Annotated in this window: 24 protein-coding genes and 1 pseudogene; 8 read left to right on the plus strand and 17 right to left on the minus strand. The window is 70.1% G+C overall.

From position 1 onward, the window contains the following. Positions 1–143 precede the first annotated feature (143 nt). Positions 144–1,817, plus strand: a complete 1,674-nt coding sequence (locus ABH940_RS07760) for an ABC-F family ATP-binding cassette domain-containing protein (protein ID WP_370104903.1) — start codon at positions 144–146, stop codon at positions 1,815–1,817. A 30-nt stretch (positions 1,818–1,847) separates the two neighbouring features. Here ABH940_RS07760 and ABH940_RS07765 read toward each other — a convergent pair whose 3' ends face one another. After that, on the minus strand, positions 1,848–2,531 hold the full coding sequence (locus ABH940_RS07765; protein ID WP_370063933.1) for a winged helix-turn-helix domain-containing protein: 684 nt from the start codon (positions 2,529–2,531) through the stop codon (positions 1,848–1,850). Between the two features lie 114 nt (positions 2,532–2,645). Further along, positions 2,646–2,777 carry a hypothetical protein gene (locus ABH940_RS07770; RefSeq protein WP_370104904.1) on the minus strand — a complete coding sequence of 44 codons (132 nt, stop codon included), beginning with the start codon at positions 2,775–2,777 and terminating at the stop codon, positions 2,646–2,648. 186 nt (positions 2,778–2,963) lie between these two features. On the opposite strand from ABH940_RS07770, the gene ABH940_RS07775 reads away from it, so the two are divergent. Next, on the plus strand, positions 2,964–4,625 hold the full coding sequence (locus ABH940_RS07775; RefSeq protein ID WP_370063937.1) for an MFS transporter: 1,662 nt from the start codon (positions 2,964–2,966) through the stop codon (positions 4,623–4,625). An 88-nt stretch (positions 4,626–4,713) separates the two neighbouring features. Here ABH940_RS07775 and ABH940_RS07780 read toward each other — a convergent pair whose 3' ends face one another. Further along, positions 4,714–4,992 (minus strand): isoamylase early set domain-containing protein, encoded by a 279-nt coding sequence (locus ABH940_RS07780; RefSeq protein WP_370063939.1) that lies wholly within the window; start codon positions 4,990–4,992, stop codon positions 4,714–4,716. A 147-nt stretch (positions 4,993–5,139) separates the two neighbouring features. Between ABH940_RS07780 and ABH940_RS07785 the strand changes: the two genes are divergently transcribed. Then, complete coding sequence (locus ABH940_RS07785; RefSeq protein ID WP_370063941.1) at positions 5,140–5,928, plus strand: thioesterase family protein; 789 nt, start codon at positions 5,140–5,142, stop codon at positions 5,926–5,928. A 123-nt stretch (positions 5,929–6,051) separates the two neighbouring features. Continuing rightward, positions 6,052–6,873: an exodeoxyribonuclease III gene (locus ABH940_RS07790; RefSeq protein ID WP_370063943.1), complete on the plus strand. Its 822-nt coding sequence runs from the start codon at positions 6,052–6,054 to the stop codon at positions 6,871–6,873. Positions 6,874–7,068: 195 nt separating this feature from the next. On the opposite strand, the gene ABH940_RS07795 is transcribed toward ABH940_RS07790, so the two are convergent. Then, positions 7,069–7,470, minus strand: a complete 402-nt coding sequence (locus tag ABH940_RS07795; protein ID WP_370063945.1) for a VOC family protein — start codon at positions 7,468–7,470, stop codon at positions 7,069–7,071. Beyond that, complete coding sequence (locus ABH940_RS07800; RefSeq protein ID WP_370064421.1) at positions 7,467–7,982, minus strand: cupin domain-containing protein; 516 nt, start codon at positions 7,980–7,982, stop codon at positions 7,467–7,469. The genes ABH940_RS07795 and ABH940_RS07800 overlap by 4 nt, the downstream gene beginning before the upstream one ends. Positions 7,983–8,344: 362 nt before the next feature. On the opposite strand from ABH940_RS07800, the gene ABH940_RS07805 reads away from it, so the two are divergent. Continuing rightward, entirely contained in the window at positions 8,345–9,403 is a 1,059-nt protein-coding gene (locus ABH940_RS07805; RefSeq protein WP_370104905.1) for a LacI family DNA-binding transcriptional regulator, read from the plus strand. 28 nt (positions 9,404–9,431) lie between these two features. Here ABH940_RS07805 and ABH940_RS07810 read toward each other — a convergent pair whose 3' ends face one another. The 5 genes from ABH940_RS07810 to ABH940_RS07830 all read right to left on the minus strand — a co-directional run bounded on the left by ABH940_RS07810 (position 9,432) and on the right by ABH940_RS07830 (position 17,230). Beyond that, positions 9,432–11,108, minus strand: coding sequence for a glycoside hydrolase family 13 protein (locus tag ABH940_RS07810; protein ID WP_370104907.1), 1,677 nt, complete (start codon positions 11,106–11,108; stop codon positions 9,432–9,434). Between the two features lie 109 nt (positions 11,109–11,217). Further along, entirely contained in the window at positions 11,218–13,890 is a 2,673-nt protein-coding gene (locus tag ABH940_RS07815) for a discoidin domain-containing protein (protein ID WP_370104908.1), read from the minus strand. A gap of 56 nt (positions 13,891–13,946) precedes the next feature. Beyond that, positions 13,947–14,837 (minus strand): carbohydrate ABC transporter permease, encoded by an 891-nt coding sequence (locus tag ABH940_RS07820; RefSeq protein ID WP_370104909.1) that lies wholly within the window; start codon positions 14,835–14,837, stop codon positions 13,947–13,949. 5 nt (positions 14,838–14,842) lie between these two features. Continuing rightward, entirely contained in the window at positions 14,843–15,787 is a 945-nt protein-coding gene (locus tag ABH940_RS07825) for a carbohydrate ABC transporter permease (RefSeq protein ID WP_370063956.1), read from the minus strand. Positions 15,788–15,844: 57 nt separating this feature from the next. Further along, a complete protein-coding gene (locus tag ABH940_RS07830) occupies positions 15,845–17,230 on the minus strand; it encodes an ABC transporter substrate-binding protein (RefSeq protein WP_370063958.1) in 1,386 nt (461 codons plus the stop codon). A 260-nt stretch (positions 17,231–17,490) separates the two neighbouring features. Between ABH940_RS07830 and ABH940_RS07835 the strand changes: the two genes are divergently transcribed. The 3 genes and pseudogenes from ABH940_RS07835 to ABH940_RS07845 form a co-directional block, all read left to right on the plus strand. Beyond that, a complete protein-coding gene (locus ABH940_RS07835) occupies positions 17,491–18,486 on the plus strand; it encodes a LacI family DNA-binding transcriptional regulator (protein WP_370063960.1) in 996 nt (331 codons plus the stop codon). 270 nt (positions 18,487–18,756) lie between these two features. Beyond that, positions 18,757–21,720, plus strand: a complete 2,964-nt coding sequence (locus ABH940_RS07840; protein WP_370104910.1) for a CBM35 domain-containing protein — start codon at positions 18,757–18,759, stop codon at positions 21,718–21,720. Positions 21,721–21,842: 122 nt separating this feature from the next. Then, positions 21,843–22,124: pseudogene (locus ABH940_RS07845) on the plus strand (serine hydrolase domain-containing protein); the annotation flags it as partial. 177 nt (positions 22,125–22,301) lie between these two features. Here the strand turns inward: ABH940_RS07845 and ABH940_RS07850 are convergent. The 7 genes from ABH940_RS07850 to ABH940_RS07880 all read right to left on the minus strand — a co-directional run bounded on the left by ABH940_RS07850 (position 22,302) and on the right by ABH940_RS07880 (position 26,813). Next, complete coding sequence (locus ABH940_RS07850) at positions 22,302–22,673, minus strand: nuclear transport factor 2 family protein (RefSeq protein WP_370063964.1); 372 nt, start codon at positions 22,671–22,673, stop codon at positions 22,302–22,304. A 156-nt stretch (positions 22,674–22,829) separates the two neighbouring features. Then, positions 22,830–23,759 carry an SDR family NAD(P)-dependent oxidoreductase gene (locus tag ABH940_RS07855; protein WP_370104911.1) on the minus strand — a complete coding sequence of 310 codons (930 nt, stop codon included), beginning with the start codon at positions 23,757–23,759 and terminating at the stop codon, positions 22,830–22,832. A gap of 170 nt (positions 23,760–23,929) precedes the next feature. After that, a complete protein-coding gene (locus tag ABH940_RS07860; RefSeq protein WP_370063968.1) occupies positions 23,930–24,058 on the minus strand; it encodes a hypothetical protein in 129 nt (42 codons plus the stop codon). Between the two features lie 78 nt (positions 24,059–24,136). Continuing rightward, the gene (locus ABH940_RS07865; RefSeq protein ID WP_370063970.1) at positions 24,137–24,886 is read right to left on the minus strand and encodes an SDR family oxidoreductase; all 750 of its coding nucleotides are present in this window, start codon (positions 24,884–24,886) and stop codon (positions 24,137–24,139) included. 258 nt (positions 24,887–25,144) lie between these two features. After that, positions 25,145–25,546: a nuclear transport factor 2 family protein gene (locus ABH940_RS07870; protein ID WP_370063972.1), complete on the minus strand. Its 402-nt coding sequence runs from the start codon at positions 25,544–25,546 to the stop codon at positions 25,145–25,147. Positions 25,547–25,688: 142 nt separating this feature from the next. Beyond that, positions 25,689–26,120 (minus strand): Rrf2 family transcriptional regulator, encoded by a 432-nt coding sequence (locus tag ABH940_RS07875; RefSeq protein ID WP_370063974.1) that lies wholly within the window; start codon positions 26,118–26,120, stop codon positions 25,689–25,691. A 99-nt stretch (positions 26,121–26,219) separates the two neighbouring features. Beyond that, complete coding sequence (locus ABH940_RS07880) at positions 26,220–26,813, minus strand: dihydrofolate reductase family protein (protein ID WP_370063976.1); 594 nt, start codon at positions 26,811–26,813, stop codon at positions 26,220–26,222. Position 26,814 lies beyond the last annotated feature (1 nt).

Here is a 26,814-nt window from a genome sequence, read left to right on the forward strand (position 1 = left end):
ACCGTTGCGCCGTGCACCGTTTCGCGTGCACAGTCGAGTCCCCGCGACGCCCCCGCTTCAAAGGCCCGCACCTTCGGCCAACGGTCGACCGGAGCGCACTGTTCCCTGACAGCTGTGCCTGGGCCAGTAGGATCACTGTTCTGATGACTGCCACACTCGTCGCCAAGGAACTCGCCGCCGGTCACGGCGAGCGCTCACTCTTCGCCGGACTGGACCTGGTCGTCGCCCCGGGCGACGTGGTCGGGCTGGTCGGTGTCAACGGAGCCGGGAAGTCCACGCTGCTGCGGACCCTGGCCTCCGCGTCCGTTCCGGAGTTCGGAGCCGTTCCCGAGCTCGGGGCCGCACCCGAACACGGGACCGTGAGCCTCAGCCCGCCGACCGCCACCGTCGGCTACCTGCCGCAGGAGCCGGAGCGGCGTCCCGGTGAGACGGTGCAGGAGTTCCTTGCCCGCCGTACCGGCGTCGCCGCCGCGCAGGCCGCGCTGGACGCGGCGACGCAGGGCCTGGTCGACGGCGCTCCCGGCGCGGACGACGCGTACGCGCTGACGCTGGACCGCTGGCTGGACCTGGGCGGCGCGGACCTGGACGAGCGGGCCGAGGAGGTCGCGGCGAGCCTCGGTCTGACGGTGGGTCTGCAGCAGGAGATGGCCTCGCTCTCCGGCGGCCAGGCCGCCCGCGCCGGGCTGGCCTCGCTGCTGCTCAGCCGCTACGACGTCTTCCTGCTCGACGAGCCGACCAACGACCTGGACCTGGACGGTCTGGAGCGGCTGGAGGCCTTCGTCACCGGCCTGCGCGCCGGGACCGTCCTGGTCAGCCACGACCGCGAGTTCCTCACCCGCACCGTGACCAGCGTGCTGGAGCTGGACCTGCACCAGCAGCAGGTGCGCCGCTACGGCGGCGGCTACGCCTCCTACCTGGAGGAGCGCGAGCGCGCCCGGCGGCATGCGAGGGACGAATACGACGAGTACGCGGGAACGGTGGCCGACCTGGAGTCACGCGCCCGGATGCAGCGCTCCTGGATGGAGAAGGGCGTCAAGAACGCGCGCCGCAAGAACTCGGACAACGACAAGGTCGGCAAGGCGTTCCGTACCGAGTCCACCGAGAAGCAGGCCGCCAAGGCGCGGCAGACGCAGCGGCTGATCGAGCGGCTGGACGTGGTCGAGGAGCCGCGCAAGGAGTGGGAGCTGCGCATGGAGATCGCGGCAGCGCCGCGTTCCGGCTCGGTGGTGGCGACGCTGCGCGGGGCCGAGGTCAAGCGCGGGGACTTCCGGTTCGGGCCGGTGGACCTGCAGATCGACTGGGCGGACCGGGTCACGATCACCGGCGCCAACGGCTCCGGCAAGTCGACGCTGTTGGCCGCGCTGCTCGGACGGCTGCCGCTGGACGCGGGCCAGGCCTCGCTCGGGCCGGGCGTGGTCGTCGGCGAGGTGGACCAGGCGCGCAAGCTGTTCCACGGCGACGTGCCGCTGCTGGAGGCCTTCGGCGCGGCCGTGCCGGAGCTGTCGCCCGCCGACGTGCGGACGCTGCTGGCGAAGTTCGGGCTCAAGGCCGCGCACGTGATGCGTCCGGCCGCGACGCTCTCGCCCGGGGAGCGGACCCGGGCGGCCCTGGCGCTGCTCCAGGGCCGCGGGGTGAACCTGCTGGTGCTGGACGAGCCGACGAACCATCTGGACCTGGTCGCCATCGAGCAGCTGGAGTCGGCGCTGGCCTCCTACAACGGCACGCTGCTGCTGGTCACCCACGACCGCCGGATGCTGGACGCGGTCGCCACCACCCGCCGGATCTCGGTCGAGGCCGGACGGATCAGCGAGAGCTGAGCCGCCCGGCGCGCCCCCTCCGGCCCGCGTTCAGCGGGACGTGGGGACGTACTTGTAGCCGACCCGACGGACCGTCACGATCTGTGCGCGGTAGTCGGGTCCGAGCTTTCGCCGCAGCCGCGCCACGTGGACGTCGACGGTGCGACCGTCGCCGACGTGTCCGTAGTAGCCCCAGACCGCCTCGACCAGCCGGTCGCGGCTGTGGACGCGGTGGGGGTGGGCGGTGAGGTGCGAGAGCAGCTCGAACTCCAGGTAGGTGAGCTCCAGTTGCTCCCCGTCGAGGTGGGCGGTGCGCAACTCCCGGTCGACCAGCAGGCCGTGGGAGGAACGGGACGAGAGGGACGGCTCCCGCGTGGGCACGGTGGCGGGCGCACGCACGGTGGCAGGCACCGGCACGGTGACGGTCACCGGCACGGTAGTGGGCCCGGACACGGGCGCCGGCGCCGGCACGGGTTCCGGGGTGGTGCCCGCCGGGACCAGCAGCAGGTAGCCGACCAGCGGGGTCTCCTGCTCGCCGAGCCGCAGCCCCGCCAGGACGTGCTCGGGCAGCCGGTAGACACCCGGCTTGGCCGCCGCTGCCGGTGAGGCCGCCGACTCGTCGGGGCGGACGGAGCGCAGCCGCGGCCCGGCAATGGAGGAAGCCGTAGCAGCGGCGGAAGCGGCAGCAGCAGCCGCACCGGCGGAGGAGACAGGGGTCAGGACAGAGACAGTCATCGCAGACTCGATTCGCGCGTGGTGGGCCACCCGTGACTGAGGACGGGTGACGACGGACGCGGGCGTGGTGCTGCTTCTGCGCGCCGGGAGAAAGGCCTGGTCAGCCCGGAAGGATCAGGCCTGCGCGCCGGTACAGCGGCAACAGGTCTGGTCGAAGTGGAACTGCTGGCGCGACGGCCAGAACGGCTCAAGGACGGGCAGAGCCGCCCCTGCGCGCTGCGCGCCGCCGTCGATGTCCAGGTCCATGGCCCCATTCAACCAGAAGACCGCCGCACACGAACACCCGGATCCACCGGAATCCCGCGCCACGCTGCGGCGACGCATGCCTTCCCTTCTTTCTGACGACCTGTTAGATACATCACCCCACCCCCGTCTCCCACCCTGCGGACGACCCGTCCGGGGTCTCCGCACCCCAGGCACCGAGGAGCCGCCGTGACCTCCGCACCGGACCACGTCGAACCAGCATCCGCACCCGAACCGGACCCGGCCGCGACCGGCGGCGACGACGCCACCAACCGCCTTGAGGGCGCCCCGCGTTGGCGCATCTTCGCGGTCATCGCGGTGGTCGTGCTCTTCGCCGAGATCGCCGCGCTGCAGTACACGATGGTCGCCTCGGCGGCCCGGCAGATCGCGCCCTCCTTCCCGGGCGTCGGGGCCAACATCAGCTGGATGGTCATCATCTTCGGACTGGTCGGCGGGGCCACCACGCCGCTCTTCGGGAAGATGTCGGACCTGTGGGGCAAACGGCGGATGATGCTGGTCTCCGGCGTCTCCTTCGCCGTCGGCACCCTCATCTGCGCGCTGACGGCCACCTGGTGGCTCTTCCTGGTCGGCCGGGCGCTGGAGGCGGTCGCCATCTCCGCGCCGACCGTCGCCTACGGGCTCTTCCGCGACATCCTCCCCAGACGCTACATACCGGCGGCCATCGGCGTGGTGGCCACCGGGCTCGGCATGTCGGCGCTGGTCGCGCCGCTGCTGGGCGGCTGGCTGCTCGACGCCTTCGGGTGGCGGGCGCTCTTCTGGTTCCTGCTGATCTTCGTGGGCGTGATGATCCCGCTGATGGTCTGGGTGGTGCCGGAGAGCACGCTGCGCAGCAGCCAGCGTCTGGACGTGGCGGGCGCGCTGCTGCTGGGCGTCGGCGTCGGACTGGTGCTGGTCTACCTCTCCAACGGCGCGGTCTGGGGCTGGGGCCGGTGGAGCGCGCTCGCCTACCTGGTGGGCGGGCTGGTCCTGCTGGGCGTGTTCCTGGCGGTCGAGCGGGTGGTCAAGGACCCCATCATCGACATGAAGCTGCTCCTCTCCCCCAAGGTGCTGATGGTGCTGGGCGCGGCGACGCTCGGCAGCATGGTCATCGGGATCCAGGGCTACAGCATCCCGTACATGACCCAGACCCCGACCGCGCAGCAGCTGCACGGCCAGATCCTGCAGCAGGCGCTGGCCGGGACCAGTGGTCAGAAGCTGCCGCCGGCCATGGCGCCGCTCTTCCACACCGTCTTCAACTCCACGCTGGCGTACGGGCTGGGCGCGACGCTGCTGATGTACGGGGTGTACTCGGCGATCTACTCCGGCGGGTTCGGGATGCTCTCCGGCGCGGGCCTCGGCGAGATCGCCCGCAAGACCGGGCCGCGACTGCCGCTGGTCATCGCCATGGCCGCCTTCACCGTCTCCACGGTGCTGTACGCGTACCTGCCGCACTCGAAGTGGCAGTACGGGCTCTTCGCGGCGGTCTTCGGCATCGGCTTCGGCGCCTTCTACGCCGCTTGTCCGAACCTGCTGATCGAGGCGGTTCCGGCGCGCCAGCAGGGCATCAGCGCGGGCATGCTGGGCGTCGTCAACAGCATCGCCACGGCCGTCGGGACGGGCGCGCTGACCGCGTTCCTCAACGCCAACCCGCTCAAGGTGGAGGTGCAGATCCCGGGAATCCCGGAGAAGTTGACCGGGAACGGCTTCAACACCATTCCGGGGCTCAACGGCTGGGGCGGCTACCACGACGGCCTGCTGCTGGCCGCGGTGTGCGGCGCGGCCGGCCTGGTCGTCGCGCTGCTGATGCGGCACGGCCGCACGCCTGCCACCGGCGGCGCGATCAGCGACTGAGGTCGGTGCGGCAGGCGGGCCGGAGCTCCCGGCCCGCCTGGCCGATGTCGCGTCAGTCCAGCCCGCCGCGTCAGTCCAGCCCGCTGTGTCAGTCCAGCCGGATCAGGCTGCCCTGCGGGTCGATCCGGTCGGCGTTCTCGTCGTCGAACCAGACGCCGCCGGTCGCCAGGTAGCGGAACCGGTGCTCGCCGGGCGGGAAGGAGACGCTGACGGTGCGCGTCCCGTCCCGGCGCGGCACCAGCTCGGCCACCCCGGGCTGCCAGCCGTTGAAGTCGCCGACCACACTGACGATCCCGTCGGGTGCCGCGCCGTCCAGACGGAACGTCACCCTGGTCCTGCCGCCGAACAGTCGGGTCCGCGTGAGCATCGCGTCGCCCTCCCCTTTGCCTGTGCTGTTGCGCTACTGCTGCCGTGTTTGCCTGACTCCCCGGACAGCTTTCCTGGGACAGCATGGCGGACCGTGGGCGCGGGCAAAAGGGAGCCCCCGAACCGAGGCCTTGGTTACCTTGTAGTAGTGACTGCTCCCGCCTTCTTCCTGCCCCTGGCCGACGACCGGTTCGCCGCCACCGCGCTCACCCGAGGCCCGTGGAGCCCGGACGCCCAGCACGCGGGGCCGCCCGCCGCACTGCTCGGCCGTGCCGTCGAGGACCGTCCCGGCGCCCGCGAGGGCTTCCGCGTGGTCCGGATGACCTTCGAGATCCTCCGTCCCGTGCCGGTCGGCGAGGTGACGGTGGCCCTGCGCGAGGCGGAGTCGGGCCGCAACGTCGAGCGGATCGAGGCCGAACTGCGCACCGCCGAGGGCAAGACGGCGATGCGCGCCGTCGCCATGCGGATGCGCGTCGACGCGGCCCGGACGCTGCCCGAGGTCGAACAGCCGCTCCCGGTCGCGGGCCCGGAGGACTCCGAGCCGGAGGTCTTCCCGGTGCCGTGGGACGAGGGCTACCACACCTCGATGGAGCTGCGGTTCGCCCACGGCGGGCTGGCCAGGCCCGGTCCGGCGGCGGCCTGGTTCCGGATGCGGGTGCCGCTGGTGCCGGACGAGGAGCCGTCGGGCCTGTGCCGGGTGCTGATCGCCGCTGACTCCGGCAACGGCATCTCCGGCGAGCTGGACATCCGCCGCCACAGCTACGTCAACGCGGACCTGAGCGTGCACCTGCGGCGTCCGCCGGTCGGCGAGTGGGTCGGCCTGGACGCCCGCACGTCGCTGGACCAGGGCGGCATCGGCCTGGCCGACACTCTGCTGCTGGACGAGAAGTCGGTGATCGGACGTTCCGCGCAGAGCCTCTTCGTCAGCGCGCGCTGAACCGACCGGCCGGACGCACCCAACCGACCGGCGTGCGGCGGGGTGCAGAATGGTCGGCGGCCCGACCGACGCCGGACGACACAAACGCCCGGCCCACGACCAGCCCACGACCAGCAGGGACCCATGCGCTCCACGACCAGGACCACGACCACCGTCACCACCGTCAATGTGAACGGCCTGCGGGCCGCGTCCGGCAAGGGCTACGTCGAGTGGCTCGAGGCCACCGAGGCCGACGTCGTCTGCCTGCAGGAGGTGCGCGCCGAGCCGAAGCAGCTGGCCGCGCACGTCGTCGAACCGGCCGGCTGGCACGTGCTGTGGGCGCCCTCCACCACGGCCAAGGGCCGCGCGGGCGTGGCACTGCTCTCCCGGCACGAACCGCAGGCGCGCCGGATCGGCTTCGGCTCCGACGAGTTCGACGGCTCCGGCCGCTACGCCGAGATCGACCTGCCCGGCCTGACCGTGGCCAGCCTCTACCTGCCCTCCGGCGAGGTCGGCACCGAGCGGCAGGACGAGAAGGAGCGGTTCATGGGCGAGTTCCTCGACCACCTGAAGGCGCTGCGCGAGCGGGCCGCGTCGCAGGGCCGCGAGGTCGTCGTCTGCGGCGACTGGAACATCGCACACCAGGAGGCCGACCTGAAGAACTGGAAGGCCAACCAGCAGAAGGCGGGCTTCCTGCCCGAGGAGCGCGCCTGGCTGTCGCGCGTCTTCGACGAGGTCGGCTACGTCGACACGGTCCGCAAGCTCCACCCGGACGTGGCCGGACCGTACTCGTGGTGGTCCTACCGCGGTCGCGCCTTCGACGGCGACGCCGGGTGGCGGATCGATTATGTTGTCACAACCCCGGGGATCGCGGCGAAGGCCGTGTCAGCCGTGGTGGAGCGGGCAGCCACGCACCCGGAGCGCTGGTCGGACCACGCGCCGGTCACGGTGACCTTCGAGCTCTGACGACGGCGCGCGAGTGAGCGGTTCGAGCTGTACTTCGAACTCCTAGATCCGTTTCTCGTCCGCTTGTGCACCCGTTGGCACCGGCATCCGGGAAACCTGACTTGGCATCAGGCCCATGAGCAGCTGACGGCCCCTCACCCTCGACATCGAGAGTGAGCGGCCGTCCTGGTTTCGGCCTGTCAACGGCAGCGAACTTCAGGTGTTCCACGAGCGCGAGCAGAGGACCAGGCGGTAGCCGTCCGGATCGACGACGGTGACGCCGTACTGGTCCCAGTAGGGGTTGTGCGCCGCGGTGCGGGTTCCGCCTGCGGCGACCAGGCGGTCGACGAGGGCATCGTCGACCGAGGCACCGAGATAGAGGACGAAGAGGTCGTCCGCTGTGGGCGTGGGCTCCAGCGGCCGCTCGGGGTCGTGAGTGAGCTCGAAGTGCCAGGAGCCGCCCGGGAATCCGAGCATCACCAGATCATGCTCGCCGGAGACACGCTCGGTTGTGCGCCACAGAACGTCGAGACCGAGGCCCTCGACGTAGAAGCGCTCGGCCGCCGCAAGGTTCCGGGAGGGGCGGGCGACCCGGATACGGGTCTCTGGGGTGATCACGCCGAGGCCTCCAGCGTTGCGCGCCAGACTGGGCTGTCGACGTAGTGATTGTCGAAGCGCTCCGAAGTCTCGGCGAGCCGGCTCGGGGGCTCCTCACCGCGGGTGACCTGTCCCAGCAGACGCAAGTAGTCGAAGCGGTCCATGCCTGGCGTGAAGACGCACAGCACGTCGGCGCCCGAGCCCGGGGCGGCGCGGAAGGCGTGCGGGGTGCCCGGCGGCACAGCGAGGAAGTCACCCTGGTGCAGGATGGTCACTTCAGCGTCGAGCAGCACCTGGAGCGAGCCGCTCAGTACGAAGAACAATTCCCAGGCGCGCGTGTGGAAGTGGGCAGGCGCGCCGATGGCACCCTCGACGAAGGTCGAGCGGTAGCTTGTGAACGCGCCCGCGGTCTGGGCCGAATCAGCGAAGAGCGTCATCACAGCACTGGGGTCGGCGCAGGTCTCCGCCTCGCCACCGCGCGTGAGTACTGTCCCCGCGGTGATATGGCCGTTCAGGCCGTGATCCAACGTCATGATCGTGACCCTACCGATCAGGTATGACAAGAGCAGCCCGCGCGAGAACGCTGTCGCCGCCGAGTGGGACTTCGGGACCACGGCGCTCACCGCGGCAAATCGTCGCCGATAGGTGCCCCCCGGCGATCGCCTCGCATGTCAGCGTGACTGACGCGGCCTCCTGGGCGAGCGGCTGGAACGGGTCGGCCGGACCGGCCAGTGACCTGGGCGAGTGGGGTCGCCACCTTCTGAACCCTCGCCCAGATGACCGGCCTTGTTCGGATCTTGCATGTCCAGCGCATACTGCACGCAAGAACCAGGTTTTTTGGAGTAACCATCGCCGAAATCTGTGCAAGACACCGATGATCGGCGACGATCTGCTCATGACTCGCAGACTCGCGGAAGTGGCCAGGAAGGTCGGCGTCAGTGAGGCGACGGTGAGCCGGGTGCTCAACGGCAAGCCCGGCGTGTCCGACGCCACCCGCCGATCCGTGCTCACCGCCCTGGATGTGCTCGGCTACGAGCGTCCCACACAGCTGCGCGGCGTGCGGGCCCGGTTGGTCGGGCTGGTGGTGCCCGAGCTGCAGAATCCGATCTTCCCGGCACTGGCCGAGGTGGTCGGCGGGGCGCTGGTGCAGCTGGGATTCACCCCCGTGCTCTGCACCCGGACGGCGGGCGGTTTGACCGAGGCCGAGTACGTGACGATGCTGCTCGACCAGCAGGTCTCCGGTGTGGTGTTCAGCGGTGGGTTGAGCGCCGAGGAGTACCAGCAACTGCTGGGGCGCGGTGTGCCGGTGGTGCTGCTGAACGCGGCCGTCGACTACGCGGCCCTGCCGCCCGCCCTGATCAGGGATCCGGTGAGCGGGAGCAGGCTGGGGTTCCCGCAGGTGTCCACCGACGACTCGGCCGCGGTGGAGCAGGCCTTCAACCATCTGTGGGCACTGGGTCATCGCCGGATCAGCCTGCTGGTCGGACCGGCCGACCACATGCCCTCGCGCCGCAAGGCCGAGTCGTTCGCCCGCCTGTGCCACCGGACCGGCACCGATCACCGGGGGCGGATCGGCCACGCGCTCTTCTCCTTCGAGGGCGGCCAGGCCGCTGCCGCGGACCTGCTGGCCGACGGCGCGACAGCGGTGATCTGCGGCAGCGACATCCTGGCCCTGGGCGCGGTGCGCGCCGCGCGCCGCCGCGGGCTGGAGGTGCCGCAGGACGTCTCCGTGATCGGTTACGACGACTCCCCGTTCATGAACTACACCGATCCGCCGCTGACCACGCTCCGGCAGCCGATCGACGCGATGGCCCGCGCCGCAGTGACCCTGTTGGTCAACCAGATCGGCGGCGGCGCACCGACGCCGAAGGAGCTGCTGCACGAACCCGAGCTGGTGGTTCGCGGGTCCACCGCGCCGCCGGCCCCGGCGGAGGCCCGGCTGGCCCGGGTCTGAACGACCCGGGTCCGGCCGGGAGGCCGCGTCAGCCGCGCAGCCACACCGCCGTGTCGGGCGGCAGCGCCACCCCCCGGCCCTCGCCCTCGCCCTCGCCCTCCAGTGGGCCACTGGCCAGGAGCGCAGACTCCCCTTCCGGCAGGGGGATGTCCTGCGCGGACAGGTTCACCAGGCACCGGAACCCCTCGCCCCGGCGGAAGTTGAGCACCCCCGTCACCTCCGGCTCGCCCAGCCAGGCGAACTCCTCACCCTGCAAAGCCGGTTCGGCCCGGCGCGCGGCGAGCGCGCGCCGGTAGAGCCCGAGCACGGACGCGGGATCCGCGTCCAGCGCCTCGACGGTCAGCGCCGACCACGCGTCGGGCTGGGGCAGCCATGGGGCCGCCTGCGCACCGTCGGGGCTGAACCCGAACGGGGGTCGGCCACCGGACCAGGGCAGCGGCACCCGGCAGCCGTCACGGCCGATGTCCGCGCCGCCGCTGCGGAAGAAGAACGGGTCCTGACGGGCCTCGTCCGGGATCTCGTCGACCTCCCAGAGTCCCAGCTCCTCGCCCTGGTACAGGTAGCAGGAGCCGGGCAGGGCCAGGTTGAGCAGCAGGGCCGCGCGGGCCCGCCGGGTACCGAGGGCGAGGTCGGTGGGGGCGCCGTGCTGGGCGGGGCTGCGGCCCATCGCGGTGTCGGCGCGGCCGTAGCGGGTGACGTGCCGGGTGACGTCGTGGTTGGAGAGGACCCAGGTCGCCGGCGCCCCGACGGGCGCGTGGGCGGCGAGGGTCGCGTCGACGACGGAGCGCAGCCGCTGGGCGTCCCAGGGGCAGTTGAGGTAGTCGAAGTTGAACGCCGCGTGCATCTCGTCGGGGCGCAGGTAGGCGGCGAAGCGGTGCGGGTCCGCGAGCCACACCTCCCCGATCAGCGCTCTGGGTTCGTCGTAGGAGTCGGCGACGGTCCGCCAGGCGCGGTAGATGCCGTGCACCTCGTCCCGGTCGACGAAAGGGTGGGGGGTCGGCGGTGCGGACTGGGCGTGGGTCGGGCCGAAGGAGGGCAGGGCCGGGTCCTTGGCGGGCATGGTGGCGGAGTCGATCCGGACGCCGTCGACACCCCGGTCGAACCAGAACCGCAGCACGGACTCCAGTTCCTCACGCACCTTGGCGTTGTTCCAGTGGAGGTCGGGCTGCTCGGCGGCGAAGAGGTGCAGGTACCACTCCCCGTCGGGCACCCGCGTCCAGGCCGGGCCGCCGAACTCCGACCTCCAGTCGTTGGGCGGCAGTTCGCCGTCCTCGCCGCGACCCGGCCGGAACCAGAACAGTTCCCGTGCCGCCGACCCCGGTCCCGCCTCCAGCGCCTCCTTGAACCAGGCGTGCTGGTCGGAGACGTGGTTGGGGACGACGTCGACGATGATCTTCAGGCCCAGCTCGTGCGCCTCGGTGATCAGCGCCTCGGCCTCCGCCAGCGTGCCGAAGGCCGGATCGATCCGGCGGTAGTCGGCGACGTCGTAGCCCGCGTCGGCCATCGGCGAGGCGTACCAGGGGTTGAACCACAGCGCGTCGACGCCGAGCCCGGCGAGGTAGGGCAGCTTGGCGCGGACGCCGGCCAGGTCTCCGATGCCGTCGCCGTCGGCATCGGCGAAGGAGCGGACATAGACCTGGTAGATCACGGCGGTGCGCCACCACCGGTCGTCGCGATCGCCAGCAATGCGTGTACGGACCGTCATGAAGAGGTGCTCCTTGCGTCGGTGGCGTGCGTGTGTCGGTCGTTCTCCGGGCGGGGCGCCCGGGACGCGGGGTCAGGGTCCGCGTCCCGGGCACCGGCTCAGGGGGCGATCAGTCGAAGATCTCGAACTCGGACAGCTGGGCCGCGGGCCAGCCGGTGTTGCCGGTGATCGAGAGCTGGAGGAAGCGCTCGTCCGTCCCCGCCGGGAGCGTGATGGTGACGGTGTTGCCCGCGTTCGGGTCGAAGACGTACCCGGTGGAGGGCAGGAGCGTGGACCAGGTGCTGCCGTCGTTCGAACCGAGGACTTCGATCGTCTCGGTGCGCGTTCCCCAACCGGCGGGCAGGGTCAGCGTGATGGTGCGTTCCTGCTGGGTGGTGCCGAGGTCGGCGGTGAGGGTCTGCGGGAAGCCGGTGCCGTCCTGGCTCTCCCAGTAGGAGCCGTCATTGCCGTCGTTGGCGTTGGAGGCCGGGAAGCCGGGCAGGGCGCTGCTGGCGCTGAGCGTGGCGTTCAGCGCCAGGTTGCTGGGCGGCGCGACGCCGCCGTCGCCGCCGATCGGGTCGGTGCTGCCGACGAGTTGGACGCTGGTCGGCGCGCCGCCGCCCGCTCCGCCGGGGACGGTGAGTGTGCCCCGGGTGATGCCCTGGCTCTGCGCGGTGAAGACGACGTCCAGCACGCACCACGCTGCGGGGTCCGTCGGGGAGGCGGCGTCGAGGGCCGTTCCGCAGGGGTGCTGGGCATCGGCACTGACGGTGAAGCCCGCACTGGCGGTGACCTGGCCGAGTGCCGCCGCCGTGGCCGCGGTGTTCATCACGACCACCTTCTGCGCGGGTGTGGCCTGCCCGACGGTGGCCGCCTCGAAGGTGGTGGTTCCCGGGTAGGCCCACAGCGGTGAGCGGGCGGGCAGGCCACAGACGGTACTGTCCCGCCAACCGGCGTTGCCGCCCGCGTCCTTGAGCTGGAAGCCGGCGCCGCAGCTGAACACTCCGGCGATGCCGACGCCGCTCGCGTGCGTGCCGGAGACGGTGACCGAGCCCGGTGCCTGGTCCTGGAAGACGTAGCTGCCGACGCCGCGGACGCGGTTGTCGTCGACGGTCACGTTGCTGACGGTGTATCCGGCGCCGGGCGGGGTGGTGACGGCCGATCCGACGTAGGCGTTGGAGTTCTGGAACATGAGGGCGGAGTACGGGCTGTCGAGGATGTCGTTGTCCCGGATCTCGACCGGGGCCGTCATGTCGCCCTGCTGCGGGTCGAACCAGATCGCGCCGACGCCGTAGTCCCAGCCCGGGTCCCACTGTCCGGTGCGCACCAGGGTGTTGCCGGTGACCAGCAGCGGTCCGCTCATCGGGACGGAGCCGAAGCGCTGCCCGATGCCGATGCCGCCGCCTCGGGTGACGGTGTCCTGGAGCAGGTTGCCGCTGATGACGTCGTGCGCGCCGGAGCCGTAGACGCCGACGTTGTTGGCCAGGCCGGGCGAGTCGACGGTGTTGTGGACCAGTGCGTCGTCGGTGTCGCCGTAGTTCTCGGCCCACAGGGCGAGACCGTCGTCCTGGGTGTTGCGCAGGAAGTTCTGAGTGACCAGGGCGTGGGTGACCGGGCCGTCGGCGGCGTTGAGGTTGATCCCGTCGGCGGTGGTGTCCTGGATCCGCAGATGATCGAGGGTCAGGCCGGTGCTGGGGCCGATGATCCAGGCGCCCACCTTCTCGTTCTGGATCCAGACGTGGGAGATCCGCGAGTCGCTGAAGCCGCCGTTGAAGCCGGTGTCGGCGCTGTTGCTGTCGTCGCGGACGTCGACGTTGCCGAAGATCGCCAGGCCGGAGATGTCGACGTGCGTGCTGGGCGGGTTCTGCTTCCCGGCGAAGGAGACGTTGTGGCCGGTCAGGACGGTGTCCCACTCCCCCGCCCCGGCGATGGCGACGTTGTCCACGTTCAGCGGCCGACTGAGCGTGTAGGTGCCCGGCGGCAGGTAGAGGCCCTGGCCGGAGGCCGAGGCGGCGTCGATGGCGTTCTGCAGCGCGGTGGTGGTGTCGGTGGCGCCGGTGTTGTCGACGCCGTACGGCGCGGCGGTGGCGTCCAGGTACCCGGCGGGTCGGGCGGTCGGCGGCGCGACCTCCTCGAAGTCGGCGGTGTTGACGACGTACCAGGGGGCGTTGTCGCCGGGGTCCACCTGGAGCCTGACCACTGTGCCCGCGGGGAGGGTGCGGTCGAAGCGGTAGCGGACGTCGTTGTAGAAGTCGTGCGGGACCTGGCCGTCGGGCCGGCCGACGCTGGGGTTGTTGCTGAAGGGGTAGGTGCCGTAGAGCCAGCTGAACTGGGAGGTGAGCGGCAGCGCGGTCGTGGCCTTGCCGTCGACGTACAGCTCCAGGGGCGCGTCGATGCCGCCGCCGTGCAGCGAGTCGGGCAGGGCGTAGTGGAAGTCCACGGCGTTGGCGGGACGGGTCAGCGTGAAGCTGACGTAGCGGCCCTGGCCGACGAGTTGGACGGCGGTGCGGCCGGTGGCCTCGGAAGCGAGGGTGCCGTAGCGGTAGTCGGAGCCGAGGACCGTGCCGTTGGTGCGGGCGTACGGGCTGGTCGCCGCGTTCTGCTCGGTGAACGGCACGTCGGCCCCCGCCTGCCGACCGGACATGGCGGTGGTCGAGGTGTGCACGGCGGCGTCGGAGGCAGCAGCCGTCGCGGCGTTCGCTCCGGTCGCGGGGAGGACCGCCAGCGGGAAGGCAAGCAGGATCGCGGCGAGCGCGGGCAGGTCGGTTCTGCGCCGCGGACGCGCGGCGCTGCGGGAGGTCATGGATTCGGCTCCGGGGGTGGGCGCTTGAGTGCACGGGGCAGAGGCGCGCGGGGCGGTCAGCCCTTCATCGAACCGGCGGTGAGTCCGGCCATGATGTTGCGCTGGAAGAAGAGGAAGAACACGATCGTCGGCACGCTGGCGATGGCGAGCGCCGCCACGAAGACGTTCTCGGGTATGCCGACGTGGAGTTGGTTGATGCCGACGTTGACGGTCTGCGCCGAGGTGTCGGTGAGCACCAGGAGCGGCCAGAGGAAGTCCTTCCAGACCGCGACCACCGCGAAGATGGAGACGACTCCTAGGATCGGCCTGGACATCGGCAGCACCACGGACCACAGGGTCCGCAGCGGTCCGGCGCCGTCGATCGCGGCGGCGGCCAGCAACTCGGTCGGGATCGAGTCGAAGAACCGCTTGAGCAGGAAGATGTTGAAGGCATTGGCCACCGACGGCAGCCAGATCGCCCAGGGCGTGTTGAGCAGGCTCCAGTGGAGGAAGGGGATGTCGTTGGCGGTCAGGTAGGCGGGCAGCACGATGACCGTGGTCGGGATCATCAGGGTCGCGAGCATCGCGAACAGGACCACGTTGCCGAAGACCGGCCGCAGCTTGGACAGCGCGTAGGCGGCGGCCACGTCGAAGACCAGTTGGAAGGCGAGCGCACCGAAGGCGTAGACGGTGGTGTTGAGGATCAGCCGGCCCAGGTCCAGGTCCCGCCAGGCGGTGGCGTAGTTGCTGACGGCCGGCGATGCGGGCAGCAGCGACGGCGGGGTCTGGATGATCTGCTGCGGGGACTTCAGGCCGCCGCTGACCATCCAGTACATCGGGAAGAGGAAGGCCAGCGCGAAGAGCGCGACCAGGGCCCAGAAGACGGTCCAGTAGACGGCGCGGCCGAGCGGGCGGGCGAGTTGGGCCTGCGAGACCAGGGTGCGGGTCGGCGTGTCGAAGGCGGACATCGGGCCTACTCCTCCTCGGCGCGGCGGCTGAGCCACAGGTAGCCGCCCGCGAACGCGATCAGGACGAGCAGCAGGAGCACGCCGAGCGCGGCGGCGCTGCCGTAGTTGTTGTAGTTGAAGGCGTACTGGTAGATCAGGTAGACCACCGAAGTGGTGTCGTTGGCAGACCCGGTGATCACGTAGGGCTCCAGGAAGACCTGCATCGTCCCGACGATCTGGAGCAGCAGCATCATCGAGAGGATCAGCCGGGTCTGCGGCACCGTCACGTGCCAGACACGGCGCAGCAGTCCGGCGCCGTCCAGTTCGGCGGCCTCGTAGAGCTCGCCGGGGATCCCCTGCAGCGCGGCGAGGTAGACCAGGACGGTGCCGCCCATGTTGATCCAAGTGGAGAAGAGCACCAGGCAGAGCACGGCCAGCGCGTGCGAGGACTGGAGCCACTGGACGCTCGGCAGGCCGACCGCGTGCAGCACGGCGTTGAACAGGCCCGAGTCGTCGGGGGTGAAGAACCACTTCCACAGGAACGCGGCGGCCACCGGCGGCATCATCACCGGGAGGTAGACCAGCAGCCGGAAGTACGAGCGGGCGTGCCGCAGTTCGTTGAGCACGACGGCCAGGGCGAACGGCACGGCGTAGCCGACGACGAGGGCGAAGAGGGTGAACAGCCCGGTGGTGCGCCAGGCGCTCCAGAAGTCCGGGTCGGCCAGCACCCGATGGTAGTTGTGCAGCCCCACCCACTTGGTGTCGCCCGCGAAGTTGGTGTACTGGAAGCTCATGATCACCTCGCGGATCATGGGCCACCAGGAGAAGACCGCGAAGCACAGGATCGCGCCGGCCAGGAAGAGGTACGCACTGGCGTTGCGTCGCAGCTTGCGGCCCAGGGAGCCGCGCCGGGAGTGCTCGGTCGCCCGCAGGTCGCGGGCCACCGCCCGGGTCAGGTTGATCGTCGCCATGGGTGGGGCTCTCGTCTCGTCGTCGCCGTCACCGTCGTCGTGGGGCCGGTGACGGTGTCACTGCTGGGCGTTGGCCAGGACGCTGTCGGTGGCGTCGCGGAAGGTGTCCAGCAGCTGCTGCAGGTTCGCGTTGGGGTTGGTGAGCACCGCGTCCATCGCCTTGTCGCCCTGGGCGTAGATCGCCTGGGCCTGCGGCGGCTCGACGATGAGCTTCATGTTCGGCAGCGCGGCGACGTAGGTGGCGAAGTTCTGGGTGGGAATGTTGGCGTACTTGGCCATGGCCGCGGCGTCGGCCGCGGCCGTCGCCCCGGTCCACAGGTCCGGCTCGGGCAGGCCGACGGGCTCCTTCTGCTCGGCGCGGCGCGGGTAGTTGAAGTTCTGTCCCACTCCGGAGGTGAGGAACTCGTAGTTGATCCACTTGATGCCGGCCTCGATCTGGGCCGCGGTGTCCTTCTTGTTGAACATGTAGCCGTCGCCGCCGACCAGGGTGGCCTGCTGGCCCGGCATCGGGCCGACGGCCATCTGGTCGTAGGGCACGTTGTACTGGTCGTGGATGGTGGTCAGGGTGATCGGGTCACCCACGTACATGCCGAGCTTGCCCGTGGCCATCATCTGCAGCAGGTCGTTGTACTGGAGCCCCTGCTTGGTGCCCATGACGTTGTCGGTGAAGCGCAGCTTGTGCAGGAACTGGAGCACCGCGAGGCCGTCGGCGTTGTCGAAGTTCGCCGACTTGCCGTCGGGGGTGACCATGGTGCCGCCGCGTGAGTAGAGCTCGGCGGTGAAGTGCCAGCCTCCGGTGTTGGCGGCGCTGTAGTCGGCGTAGCCGACGGTGCCGTTGCCGAGTCTGCTGATCGCGATGGCGTCGGTCTCGACCTGGTCCCAGGTGGTCGGCGGCTTGTTCGGGTCGAGCCCGGCCTTCTGGAACAGGGCCTTGTTGTAGACCAGGCCGAGGCTGTAGTTGCCCTTGGGGATGCCGTAGAGGTCGCCGGAGCTGGTGCCGCCCTGCCGGTAGATGTCGGTCAACGCGGGCTGGATGTCGGAAAGGCCGTGGATCTGGCCCGCGTACTGCTGGATGTCGGCGGCCTGACCGGACGCCACCACGTTGGCGCCGTCGGTGAAGTAGGCGTAGAAGACGTCGTCCATCTTGCCGCCGGCCAGTTTGGCGTTGAAGGTGGCCGGGTCGTCGCAGGGGTTGGCGTCGTCCCCGTTGACGGTGATGTTCGGGTTGGCCTTCTCGAACGTGGCGACGTCGGCGAGCCAGTTGGCACGCGGCTGCGCCTGGGTGGTGGGCGGCTCGCAGCCGACGGTGATGGTGACCTTGCCGCTCGCGGCGCCCGAGCCCGAACTGGAGCTGGCGCAGGCGGAAGCGGTCAGGGCCAGACCGGTCGCCAGGGCGACTGCTGCGGCGGTGCGGACTCTGCTGGCTGCTCTGATACCGGTCATCTTCGGTCCCTGAAGGTGAGGATAGGATGCGGAGGAGATCGCCCGAGGGCGGGGCCGTGCAGGGAAGTGGCAGGTCAGGGCCGCGCCCCGGGTGCAGGGCGGCGGTCTCGGCCCGGTGTGCAGCACAAGCTACGGGCGACCACGACGGCATGCAATACCGAAACTTATATGCGCAAGAACCAGACGTCTGGACGCAAGTTGACGCAGGATCAGCGCAAGCGACTGTAGGGATCTGACGGTCGGTATGACATAGTGCCCGCATGACTCGCAGACTCGCGGAAGTGGCCGACAAGGTCGGCGTCAGCGAAGCGACGGTCAGCCGGGTGCTCAACGGCAAGCCGGGCGTCTCCGACGCCACCCGCCAGGCCGTGCTGACCGCGCTGGACGTGCTCGGCTACGAGCGCCCCACCCAACTGCGAGGCGTACGCGCCCGGTTGGTCGGCCTGGTGCTGCCGGAGCTGCAGAACCCGATCTTCCCGGCGCTGGCCGAGATGGTGGGCGGGGCGCTGGTCCAGCTCGGCTTCACCCCCGTGCTGTGCACCCGCTCGGCCGGCGGGCTGACCGAGGCCGAGTACGTCACCATGCTGCTGGACCAGCAGGTCTCCGGCGTGGTCTTCTGCGGCGGCCTCAGCTCCGAGGAGCACCGGAACCTGCTGGACCGCGGCGTGCCGGTGGTCCTGCTCAACGCCGCCGTCGACTGGGCCGGCTTCCCGCAGGTCTCCACCGACGACGGCGCCGCCGTCGGACAGGCCTTCAACCACCTGCACGCGCTCGGACACCGCCGGATCGGCCTGTTGATCGGCCCCGCCGACCACACGCCCTCCGAGCGCAAGGCCCGCGCCTTCGCCGCACTGGCCGCACGCGCGGGGCTCGACCTCACCGGCCTGGTCGGCCACGCGCTCTTCTCCTTCGAGGGCGGCCAGGCCGCCGCGGGCGAGCTGATCCGGGCCGGGGCCACGGGGATCATCTGCGGCAGCGACATCCTCGCCCTCGGCGCGATCCGCGCCGCCCGCCGGGCCGGGCTGGAGGTGCCCCGCGACTTCTCCGCCGTCGGCTTCGACGACTCGGCGTTCATGAACTACACCGACCCGCCGCTGACGACGCTGCGTCAGCCGATCGACGCGATGGCCCGCGCCGCGGTCCAGCTCCTGGTCAACCAGATCGAGGGCAGCGCGCCCACCCCCAAGGAACTGCTCCACGAACCGGAGCTCGTGGTCCGCGGGTCGACCGGACCCTGGCGCGGCGAGGCGACGTAATCCGCGGCAAGGAACGGACGAATTCCGCCTCCGATTTTCAGGGCGTACACGGACCGAGGGTCGGCGCTCCAGGGCGTTGCCGCAGGTAGCAGTCGCTTGCAAGCTCTGACTGCTGACCTGACGTGAATTCCTCCGGAATTTGCGGCGAGTGCGCGATTCATTGTGCGGTGGTGTCGGCGGGGCTACCGTGCCGTCGTCCCCGGCTCCTCCCACCCCTGGAGCGACATGCCCGCCTCATCCTCGGGGCTTCGGCACGGCCGCATTCTCCCTGTGGCCGTGCTCGCCCTCCTCTCCCTGCTGTTCACCCTCGCGGTCGGCCTGGGCAGCGCCCCCGCCGCGCACGCCGATTCCACGGTCTACGAGGCCGAGAACGCCGCCCTCTCCGGCGGCGCGGTCGTCGGCACCGACCACACCGGCTACACCGGCACCGGCTTCGTCGAGGGCTACACCGACGCGAACAAGGGCGCCGCCGACACCGTCTTCACGGTCAACGCCGCGACAGCGGGCGCGTACATCTCCACGCTGCGCTACGCCAACGGCACCACGGCGACGATGACCCTCTCCGTCTACGTCAACGGCACCAAGACCAGCCAGATCTCACTGCCCGCCACCGCCGACTGGAACACCTGGGGCACCGTGCAGACCCCGGTGACCCTCACCGCGGGCAGCGACACCATCGGCTACAAGTTCGACACCACCGACAGCGGCAACGTCAACCTCGACAACATCACCCTGGCGTCGGCTCCGGTGGCCCCGCCCGGCCAGTACGAGGCCGAGAACGCCGCCCTCTCCGGCGGCGCCGTCGTCGGCACCGACCACACCGGCTACACCGGCACCGGCTTCGTCGAGGGCTACACCGACGCGAACAAGGGCACCGCCGACACCGTCTTCACCGTCAACGCCGGGGCGGCCGGGGCCACTCCGGTGTCGCTGCGGTACGCCAACGGCACCGGCTCGACCATGACGCTGTCGGTCTACGTCAACGGCACCAAGATCCAGCAGGACCAACTGCCGGTGACAGCCGACTGGAACACCTGGACCACGGTCACGGACACACTCACCCTGGCCGCGGGCAGCGACACCATCGGCTACAAGTTCGACACCACCGACAGCGGCAACGTCAACCTCGACAACATCACCGTCGGCAGCGCCTCCTCCCCCAGCCCGACGCCCACACCCACACCGACGCCGACACCCACGCCCACGCCCACGCCCACGCCCACCTCTACGGGCGGTGGCGGTTCGGCGCAGGTCTACCAGGCGGCGAGCGCCTTCTGGACCGGCGGCCCGGCACTGGCCACCACCCTGTCCGGCTACACCGGCAGCGGCTACCTGACCGGCTTCACCGCCACCGGCTCCGTCGTCGACTTCACCGCCGACGTACCGAGCGCCGGCAACTACCCCGTGACACTCTCGTACGCCAACACGTCCGGCTCGACGCAGACCATCTCGCTCTACCTGAACGGCGTCAAGAACGGACAGCTCAGCCTGCCGGCCGGGTCCGGCTGGCTGACCTCCTCCCAGACCGTGGCGCTGCGCTCCGGCCTCAACCTGATCGCCTATCAGACCGACAGCGGCGACAGCGGCAACGTGGCCGTCAACAGCGTCGCCGTCACCGGCGGCAACCCGCTGGCCGCGCAGGGCGCGACCGTCCCGTACACCGAGTACCAGGCCGCCACCGCACAGACCAACGGCACCGTGCTGCCCTACAGCACGACCTACCCCAGCCTCCAGGCCGAGGCGACCGGCCGCCAGGCCGTCCAGCTCACCGCGACCGGCCAGTACGTCCAGTTCACGCTGACCCGGCCCGCCAACGCGATCGTGCTGCGCTACTCGATCCCGGACAACTCCGACGGCTCCACGGCCACCGCACCGCTCGCGCTCTACGCCAACGGCACCAAGGTCCAGGACCTGAGCCTGACCACGCAGTACTCCTGGCTCTACGGCGGCGGCTACACCGACACCCACACCCCGAGCAACGGGCCCGCCCACCACTTCTACGACGAGACCCGCGCCCTGATCGGCAACTGGCCCGCAGGCACCGTACTCAAGCTGCAGAAGGACGCCGCCGACACCGCCTCCTCCTACACCATCGACGTCCTGGACGCCGAACAGGTCGACCCCGCCGCCACCATGCCCGCGACCGGCTACGTGCCGGTCACCAACTACGGCGTGACGCCCAACTCCGGGGCGGACGACACCAGCGCGATCAACAGCGCCCTCGCGTCCCTGTCCGGGACCGGCACCGGCCTGTGGTTCCCGGCCGGAACCTACCTGATCTCCGGACAGATAAGCTTCGCCAACGTCTCGATCCGCGGCGCGGGCGAGTGGTGGACCACCCTGCAGTCCACCGCCCCCAACGGCTCCGGCGGCCTCTTCGCCACCGGCGGCAGCAGCCAGGTCGCCGACCTCACCGTCGACGGCGACCAGACCTTCCGCAACAACAACTCCGGCGCCGCCGGCATCGAAGGCAACTTCGGCCCCGGCTCGCTGATCTACGACGTCTGGATCGAGCACACCAAGGTCGGCATCTGGACCGACTCCGCCAACGGCCTCTACGTGGTCGGTGACCGGGTCCGTGACGTCTTCGCCGACGGCGTCCACTTCAACGGCGGCACCACCAACTCCCGGGTCGACCAGACGGTCGTGCGCAACACCGGCGACGACGAGCTCGCACTCGACACCGAAGGCGGGAATGTCACCGGCTGCTCGCTGACGAACAACACCGTCAGCAGCCCGATCCAGGCCAACGGCATCGGCGTCTACGGCGGCGCGAACAACACGGTCGCGAACAACCTCGTCTCCGACACGGTCGCCTTCGGCTCCGGCATCACCGTCAGCACCGCCTTCGGCGCCGGCTTCAGCGGCCCGACCACGGTCAGCGGCAACGCGATGATCCGCGCGGGCTCGTACAACTCCAACTGGGGCTCGTCCCTGGGCGCCCTCTGGATCTACGCCAACCAGGACGACATCACCCAACCCGTGGACGTCACCGGCAACACCATCACCAACGCCACCTACCAGGGCGTGCTGCTCAGCTACGCCAAGCAGATCAGCAACCTCACCCTGGATCATCTGACCGTCAGCGGCGCCGGCACCTACGGCATCGACATCTCCGACGTCACCGGCAGCATGACGGCCAACTACGTCACCGTCAGCGGCGCCGCCTCCGGCGGACTCAACAACCCCGGCAACTACACCATCAACCGCGGTCCCGGCGACAGCGGCTTCTGACCGTCCGGTCCCATGCAACGTCCAGGCCGGGTGGCCTCCCTCCCCGGGAGTCCACCCGGCCCAACGGACCCGTGGTCCTGGTCAGACTCTGCGAGTGACATCGACAGACCGGAAGGCTCCGCAGGGGAAGCTACACCCGCGCGACGGGTGTCTCCGACACCGCCACCGGCGCACCGATGGCCACCGACCTGTTCATGCGGATCGGCAGCGAGACCAAGACGTTCACGGTCACCGCGCTGCTCGAGCTCGTCGACGAGGGCAGGATCCGGCTCGACGACCCGATCTGCGCCCACATCCACGGCGTGCCGTGCGGTGACCGGATCACGCTGCGTCAGCTCGCGGAGATGCGCAGCGGCCTGTTCCCGTACACCGCGGACGCGGATTTCACGCATGCGCTGCTGAACCGTCTCCGAGTTCGCGACAGTGCCGCCCGAACGGTGGATGTGACCGGCACCCACGTCCGAGCTACAGCGATGAGCCTTCCCGGTCACAGCACTTCTGTGCGCCGCTACGCCCGTGCCGCCGCCGTGGAGGAACTGTGTGCGCCCGTGTCTGGGGGCGAAGCGCTCGGGCCCGTCGCACTAGGACGGTTGGCTGCTCCCGCCGACGAAGGTGTAGAGCTCTACGATGACACCGTCCTTGCAGCGGGCGATGTCCATTCCGGTCGCGACGGGCGGTTGACCGGCGGGGCCGAACTGGAAGCCGAGGTGGCCGAGGTCGTCGTTGACGGAGACGGGTCCGTCGGGCCGGAAGACCCAGTCCGGCGTCTGCGCACGCAGTTCTGTGGCGCGCTGGGCGAGTGCCTCGCGGCCTCGGAGGACGCGGTCGGGTTCGTGCCACACGACGTCCTGGGCGTAGGTCTGCGCGATGGCCGCGTTGCGGCGCTCGGGGTCCGGTTCGTTGAAGACGTCGAGAAGGTTGCGGCGCATCAGGTCGGCGACGGGGCTGTTCATGGGCGGTCCTTCGGGTTGCAGGGTGAGTTCTGGCCTCGGCTGGCAGTCCCACGCGAGATTTGTCGCACTCCACGTCGATGCCGGAGCAGCCACCCGGGATCAGCGCTGTTGGTCCTGCGATTTCGTCAGGGTTGCGGAGTGCGAAGAGACGGAGGATCAGGTGCGGATAAGGTCGAGTGAGACCTGCCACAAGCATGCGGCGTTGTCCTCGTCGAGCGCGTACGCGGCGACTCCGCGGCGAATACCGGGCTCGTTGGGGCCGGCTTCGTTGCAATCCTCGAAGTAGCGGCCTCCAATGCCGTCGAGGAGGGGAGAGGCGGCCAGTAGGGCCGGCGTGGCCGCACCTTGCTCCTCGTTCTTCCAGGAGACGCCGGTGCTGTCGGTGGAGGCGTCGACCTGCGGAATGTGCCGCATGAGGCCCGTGGAAGGGATACGGCCGGGGTTGAGTGCGTTGGCGAGGATGCCGTCGCCGGCCCACCGCTTCGTCGCCTCGACGGCAAAGAGAACGTTGGCTGTCTTCGACTGGCCGTAGGCGACCCACTCGTTGTAGGGACGGCGGTCGAACATGATGTCGCCGAAGTCGACGTTGCCGCCGATGTGGCCGACAGAACTGACGGCCACGATGCGCGCTCCATGTGCCCTGGCGAGGGCGTCGTGCAGTCCTACGGCAAGTGCGAAGTGCCCGAGGTGGTTCGTGGCGAACTGCATCTCCCAGCCCTGTGCCGTGCGGTTCAGGGGCATGGCCATGACGCCGGCGTTGTTGACCAGGATGTGCAGTGGCCCCTGCCATGCGGCCACGAACTGCCGGACGGACTCCTGGTCGGCGAGGTCGAGCCGTGCGACGTGCAGGTTCTGGTTGCCCGTGGTCGCCGTGATGTCGCTCTTGGCTTTCTCGCCGGCTGCGGTGTCGCGTACCGCGAGGGTGACGTCCGCGCCGACTGAGGCCAGTGCGCGTGCCGTCTCGACGCCGAGCCCGGATGAGCCGCCGGTGACGATGGCGTGCTTGCCCGTCAGGTCGACGCCGTTGACGACTTCCAGCGCGGTCGACTCTGCTCCGAACGGCGTGGTGAGCAGTGTGTGTGCCATGGGATGTTCTCTCCTGTCTGCGGTTACTGCACGCGGGCGGTGCGGCGGTGAGGTCCGGACGTGCCGGAGTGAATCGGCTTTGGGACTGCGTCCGCGTCGACCTTGGCGCGGGCGCAATGGGGGGCTGATCGCCAACCGTGTGGCGATGGCAGGGACGAGGGGGCCAGCGGTCACGAGACCGCGAGCACGGCTTTCCTGCGCAGGGTCCCGTCCTGCAGCAGCGCGTGAACGTCCGCGGCGTCCGCGAGCGGTCTGACGGTGGGGGGTCCGAAATCGGTGAGCAGGACTGCCTTTGACATGAGGTCCTCCTTCTGGGACGTCGTGTCAGAACCGCGTAGGAGTGGTGCGGAGCGCGCGCGGGCGTCCCGGGGGTGCGACTACTGCTGTTCTTCTCCGCCGTCGGCGAAGAGTTCGCTGCCGGTGACGAAGCTGCTCTGGTCGGAGGCGAGAAACAGCACGGCGTTGGCGATCTCGCGGGGGCGGGCCACTCGTCCCAACGGCACTCCGCTACCCAGTTGAGCCATGAGCCCGTCGGCCCGGGCTGCGTCGCCGGCCAGGCCGCGCAAGCCGGCGGTCTCGGTTGGGCCGGGCACGATCACGTTGACCCGCACGCTTCGGCCGGCCAGCTCCACCGCCCACGTCCGTCCGAACGACCGGATAGCCGCCTTGGTCGCGGCGTAGACGCCGAAGGCGGGAGTGCCGCTGGTGGCGGCAGTCGAGCCGGACAGGATGACCGAGGCACCCTCGTTCAGCAGCGGCAGAGCCTTCTGCACGGTGAACACCGTGCCCCGGACATTGACGGCGAAGATCTGGTCGAAGTGCGCGGCGTCCAGATCCTCGAGCGTCGCGAACGACCCACCACCGGCATTGGCGAACAGGACATCCAAACCGCGACCGCGTTGAGAGATCTTCGCGTAGACCGCATCGAGATCGCTCAGGTCGGACACGTCGCCGCGGACGCCGACCGCGCCGTGACCGATCGCAGTGACCGCCTGATCGAGCTCGGCTTGGCGGCGGCCGGTGACGAACACCTGGGCGCCCTCCTCAGCGAAGCGCTGGGCCGTCGCGAGCCCGATCCCGGACGTGCCGCCGGTCACCAGGGCCGTCTTGCCTTCAAGCTGGTTCATCGCCGTCCTCCGCCGCAGATTACGTGACATGTCAAGCATAAGCGTATGGTGGACCGCGATATTCCGCTGAACCCGGCGCCGGTGGGTGCTGACTTGACCCCCGGGAACCTCCGCCCCGACGACAAACGCAGGTTCACAGCCCACGGCCGGCTGGCTCCGATCGCTGGCTGCGGATGTCACGGTGCGTGGTCGCTCGCGGTCTCCTGCTGGTCTTCGAGATTGAAGATCGACCAGGGTCGGGCCCTCCCCCGGTATTCGCTAGCGGATCACGCCCTGCGCAACGCGCCAGGAGTCCTCGAACATGTAGTAGCGGCTGATGCGGCCCTCGTGGTTGACGACAATGTCGATGGCGAAGGGCGTGTCGATCACTTTGCCCGTCGATCGGACGACGACCCGCGCCCGTCCGATCAGGACCGCGTTCGGGCCGTCGACGACAACGCGCTCGACGTCGAACAGTTCGCGGTCGGTGTACGCACCGATCGTCTCGAAGAACTCCGGGATGTTCTCGACCGAGCGACGCCCCACCCAGGGGACGATGGCCGGGTCACCGGGGATCTCCCAGACGGCGTCGCGCGCGAACAGCTCCACAACCCCTTCGATGTCGCCTGCTCCGACGCGCTTCAGGAGCTCCTCCACCACGCTGCGCGTGTTCTCACTCATGTTCTGCCCTTTCTTCGCCGAGGGGGTTCGGCCTCTCGGTCGGTACACGGCTTTCAGGATGAGGTAACCAAAGTTGTTACATCATCGGGGACGGAAGGTCGAGGCACGGGCCTCGCGGATGGGTCGCGGCGTTCCGCGTTCGCTAGGGGGCGGCGAGCACGTCGCGCAGCACGGTCTCCAGTGTCACCTTGGCCAGTTCGTTGCGCACGGCGTCCTCGATCCCGTCGTAGATGGAGCGCATTGCCGGCTGGATCCCGGATCCCACCACGCATTGCGGGTCCGGGGTCGCGGGGTGCATGCCGAACAGCGGGCTGGGGCCGACGACGTCGTAGACGTCGAGCAGGGTGATGGAGGCCAGGTCGCGACTGAGCATCCAGCCCGCGCCCGCGCCCCGCCGGGATTGGCACAGCCCGGCCTTCTGCAGCTGGGCGAGGAGTCGGCGGATGACCACGGGGTTCGTGTTCACGCTCTTGGCGATCTGCTCCGAGGTGGCGACCTCGTTGCCGTAACGCTGGTACAGCCCGATCCAGGTCAGGGCATGCGCGGCGATGGTCATCCTGCTGTTGGCGCTCATCGGTCCTCGCCTCCTCTGGAAGTAACAGTAACTGTTACGATCAGAGGGGTCAAAGCCAGACGTAACGACGATGACGGCGATCGCGGGGCTGAGATCCCGTCAGGCGCGGCGGTCGCGGGCGTACTGCAACACGACGACGCCGCTGCCGAAGGTGCGGGCGTCGAGGAGGCGGAGGTCCTGGGTCGCGGTGAGCTCCTGGAAGAGGGGGCGGCCGCGGCCGAGGATCACCGGGTGGACGCAGATGTGGTAGGCGTCGATCAGGTCCAGCTCCCGGAAGGTCCGGGCCAGGACCGCGCCGCTGACGACCAGGTCGCCCTCGCCCAACTCGCCGTCGCCCGGCGCGGTCTGGAGGGCGCGGGTCGCGGCGGGGTCGACCTCGTGGCGGACGGTGGTGTTCCAGTCGAGCCGGTCGGCGGTGAGGGTGCAGGAGAAGGCGGTCTTGGGCTTGGTCCGCCAGATCTCCGCGAAGTCCGCCACCGCCGGGCTTGCGTCCGGGTCGGCGTCGGCGGTGGGCCAGTACGCGGCCATCAGTTCGTGGGTGACCCGTCCGCTCAGGAACGCGGCGGTGGGGCGGAGCCGCTCGTTCAAGTAGCGGTGCAGGTCCTCGTCCACCCGGTGCCAGCTGATGTCGCGGTCGAGCCGCTCGGAGTAGCCGTCGAGGGACATCGACATGAAGAGCACGATTCTGCGCACA

Origin of the sequence: Streptacidiphilus sp. BW17 (genome assembly GCF_041262485.1) — a bacterium.
Taxonomy (GTDB): domain Bacteria; phylum Actinomycetota; class Actinomycetes; order Streptomycetales; family Streptomycetaceae; genus Streptacidiphilus.

Bases quoted from the DNA above. Each gene is read 5' to 3' on its own strand.
- ABH940_RS07760 (WP_370104903.1), top strand. From the start codon at position 144: ATGACTGCCACACTCGTCGCCAAGGAACTCGCCGCCGGTCACGGCGAG.
- ABH940_RS07765 (WP_370063933.1), bottom strand. From the start codon at position 2,531: ATGACTGTCTCTGTCCTGACCCCTGTCTCCTCCGCCGGTGCGGCTGCT.
- ABH940_RS07770 (WP_370104904.1), bottom strand. From the start codon at position 2,777: ATGGACCTGGACATCGACGGCGGCGCGCAGCGCGCAGGGGCGGCTCTG.
- ABH940_RS07780 (WP_370063939.1), bottom strand. From the start codon at position 4,992: ATGCTCACGCGGACCCGACTGTTCGGCGGCAGGACCAGGGTGACGTTC.
- ABH940_RS07790 (WP_370063943.1), top strand. From the start codon at position 6,052: ATGCGCTCCACGACCAGGACCACGACCACCGTCACCACCGTCAATGTG.
- ABH940_RS07800 (WP_370064421.1), bottom strand. From the start codon at position 7,982: ATGACGTTGGATCACGGCCTGAACGGCCATATCACCGCGGGGACAGTA.
- ABH940_RS07805 (WP_370104905.1), top strand. From the start codon at position 8,345: ATGACTCGCAGACTCGCGGAAGTGGCCAGGAAGGTCGGCGTCAGTGAG.
- ABH940_RS07810 (WP_370104907.1), bottom strand. From the start codon at position 11,108: ATGACGGTCCGTACACGCATTGCTGGCGATCGCGACGACCGGTGGTGG.
- ABH940_RS07815 (WP_370104908.1), bottom strand. From the start codon at position 13,890: ATGACCTCCCGCAGCGCCGCGCGTCCGCGGCGCAGAACCGACCTGCCC.
- ABH940_RS07820 (WP_370104909.1), bottom strand. From the start codon at position 14,837: ATGTCCGCCTTCGACACGCCGACCCGCACCCTGGTCTCGCAGGCCCAA.
- ABH940_RS07825 (WP_370063956.1), bottom strand. From the start codon at position 15,787: ATGGCGACGATCAACCTGACCCGGGCGGTGGCCCGCGACCTGCGGGCG.
- ABH940_RS07830 (WP_370063958.1), bottom strand. From the start codon at position 17,230: ATGACCGGTATCAGAGCAGCCAGCAGAGTCCGCACCGCCGCAGCAGTC.
- ABH940_RS07835 (WP_370063960.1), top strand. From the start codon at position 17,491: ATGACTCGCAGACTCGCGGAAGTGGCCGACAAGGTCGGCGTCAGCGAA.
- ABH940_RS07850 (WP_370063964.1), bottom strand. From the start codon at position 22,673: ATGAACAGCCCCGTCGCCGACCTGATGCGCCGCAACCTTCTCGACGTC.
- ABH940_RS07855 (WP_370104911.1), bottom strand. From the start codon at position 23,759: ATGGCACACACACTGCTCACCACGCCGTTCGGAGCAGAGTCGACCGCG.
- ABH940_RS07860 (WP_370063968.1), bottom strand. From the start codon at position 24,058: ATGTCAAAGGCAGTCCTGCTCACCGATTTCGGACCCCCCACCGTCAGA.
- ABH940_RS07865 (WP_370063970.1), bottom strand. From the start codon at position 24,886: ATGAACCAGCTTGAAGGCAAGACGGCCCTGGTGACCGGCGGCACGTCC.
- ABH940_RS07870 (WP_370063972.1), bottom strand. From the start codon at position 25,546: ATGAGTGAGAACACGCGCAGCGTGGTGGAGGAGCTCCTGAAGCGCGTC.
- ABH940_RS07875 (WP_370063974.1), bottom strand. From the start codon at position 26,120: ATGAGCGCCAACAGCAGGATGACCATCGCCGCGCATGCCCTGACCTGG.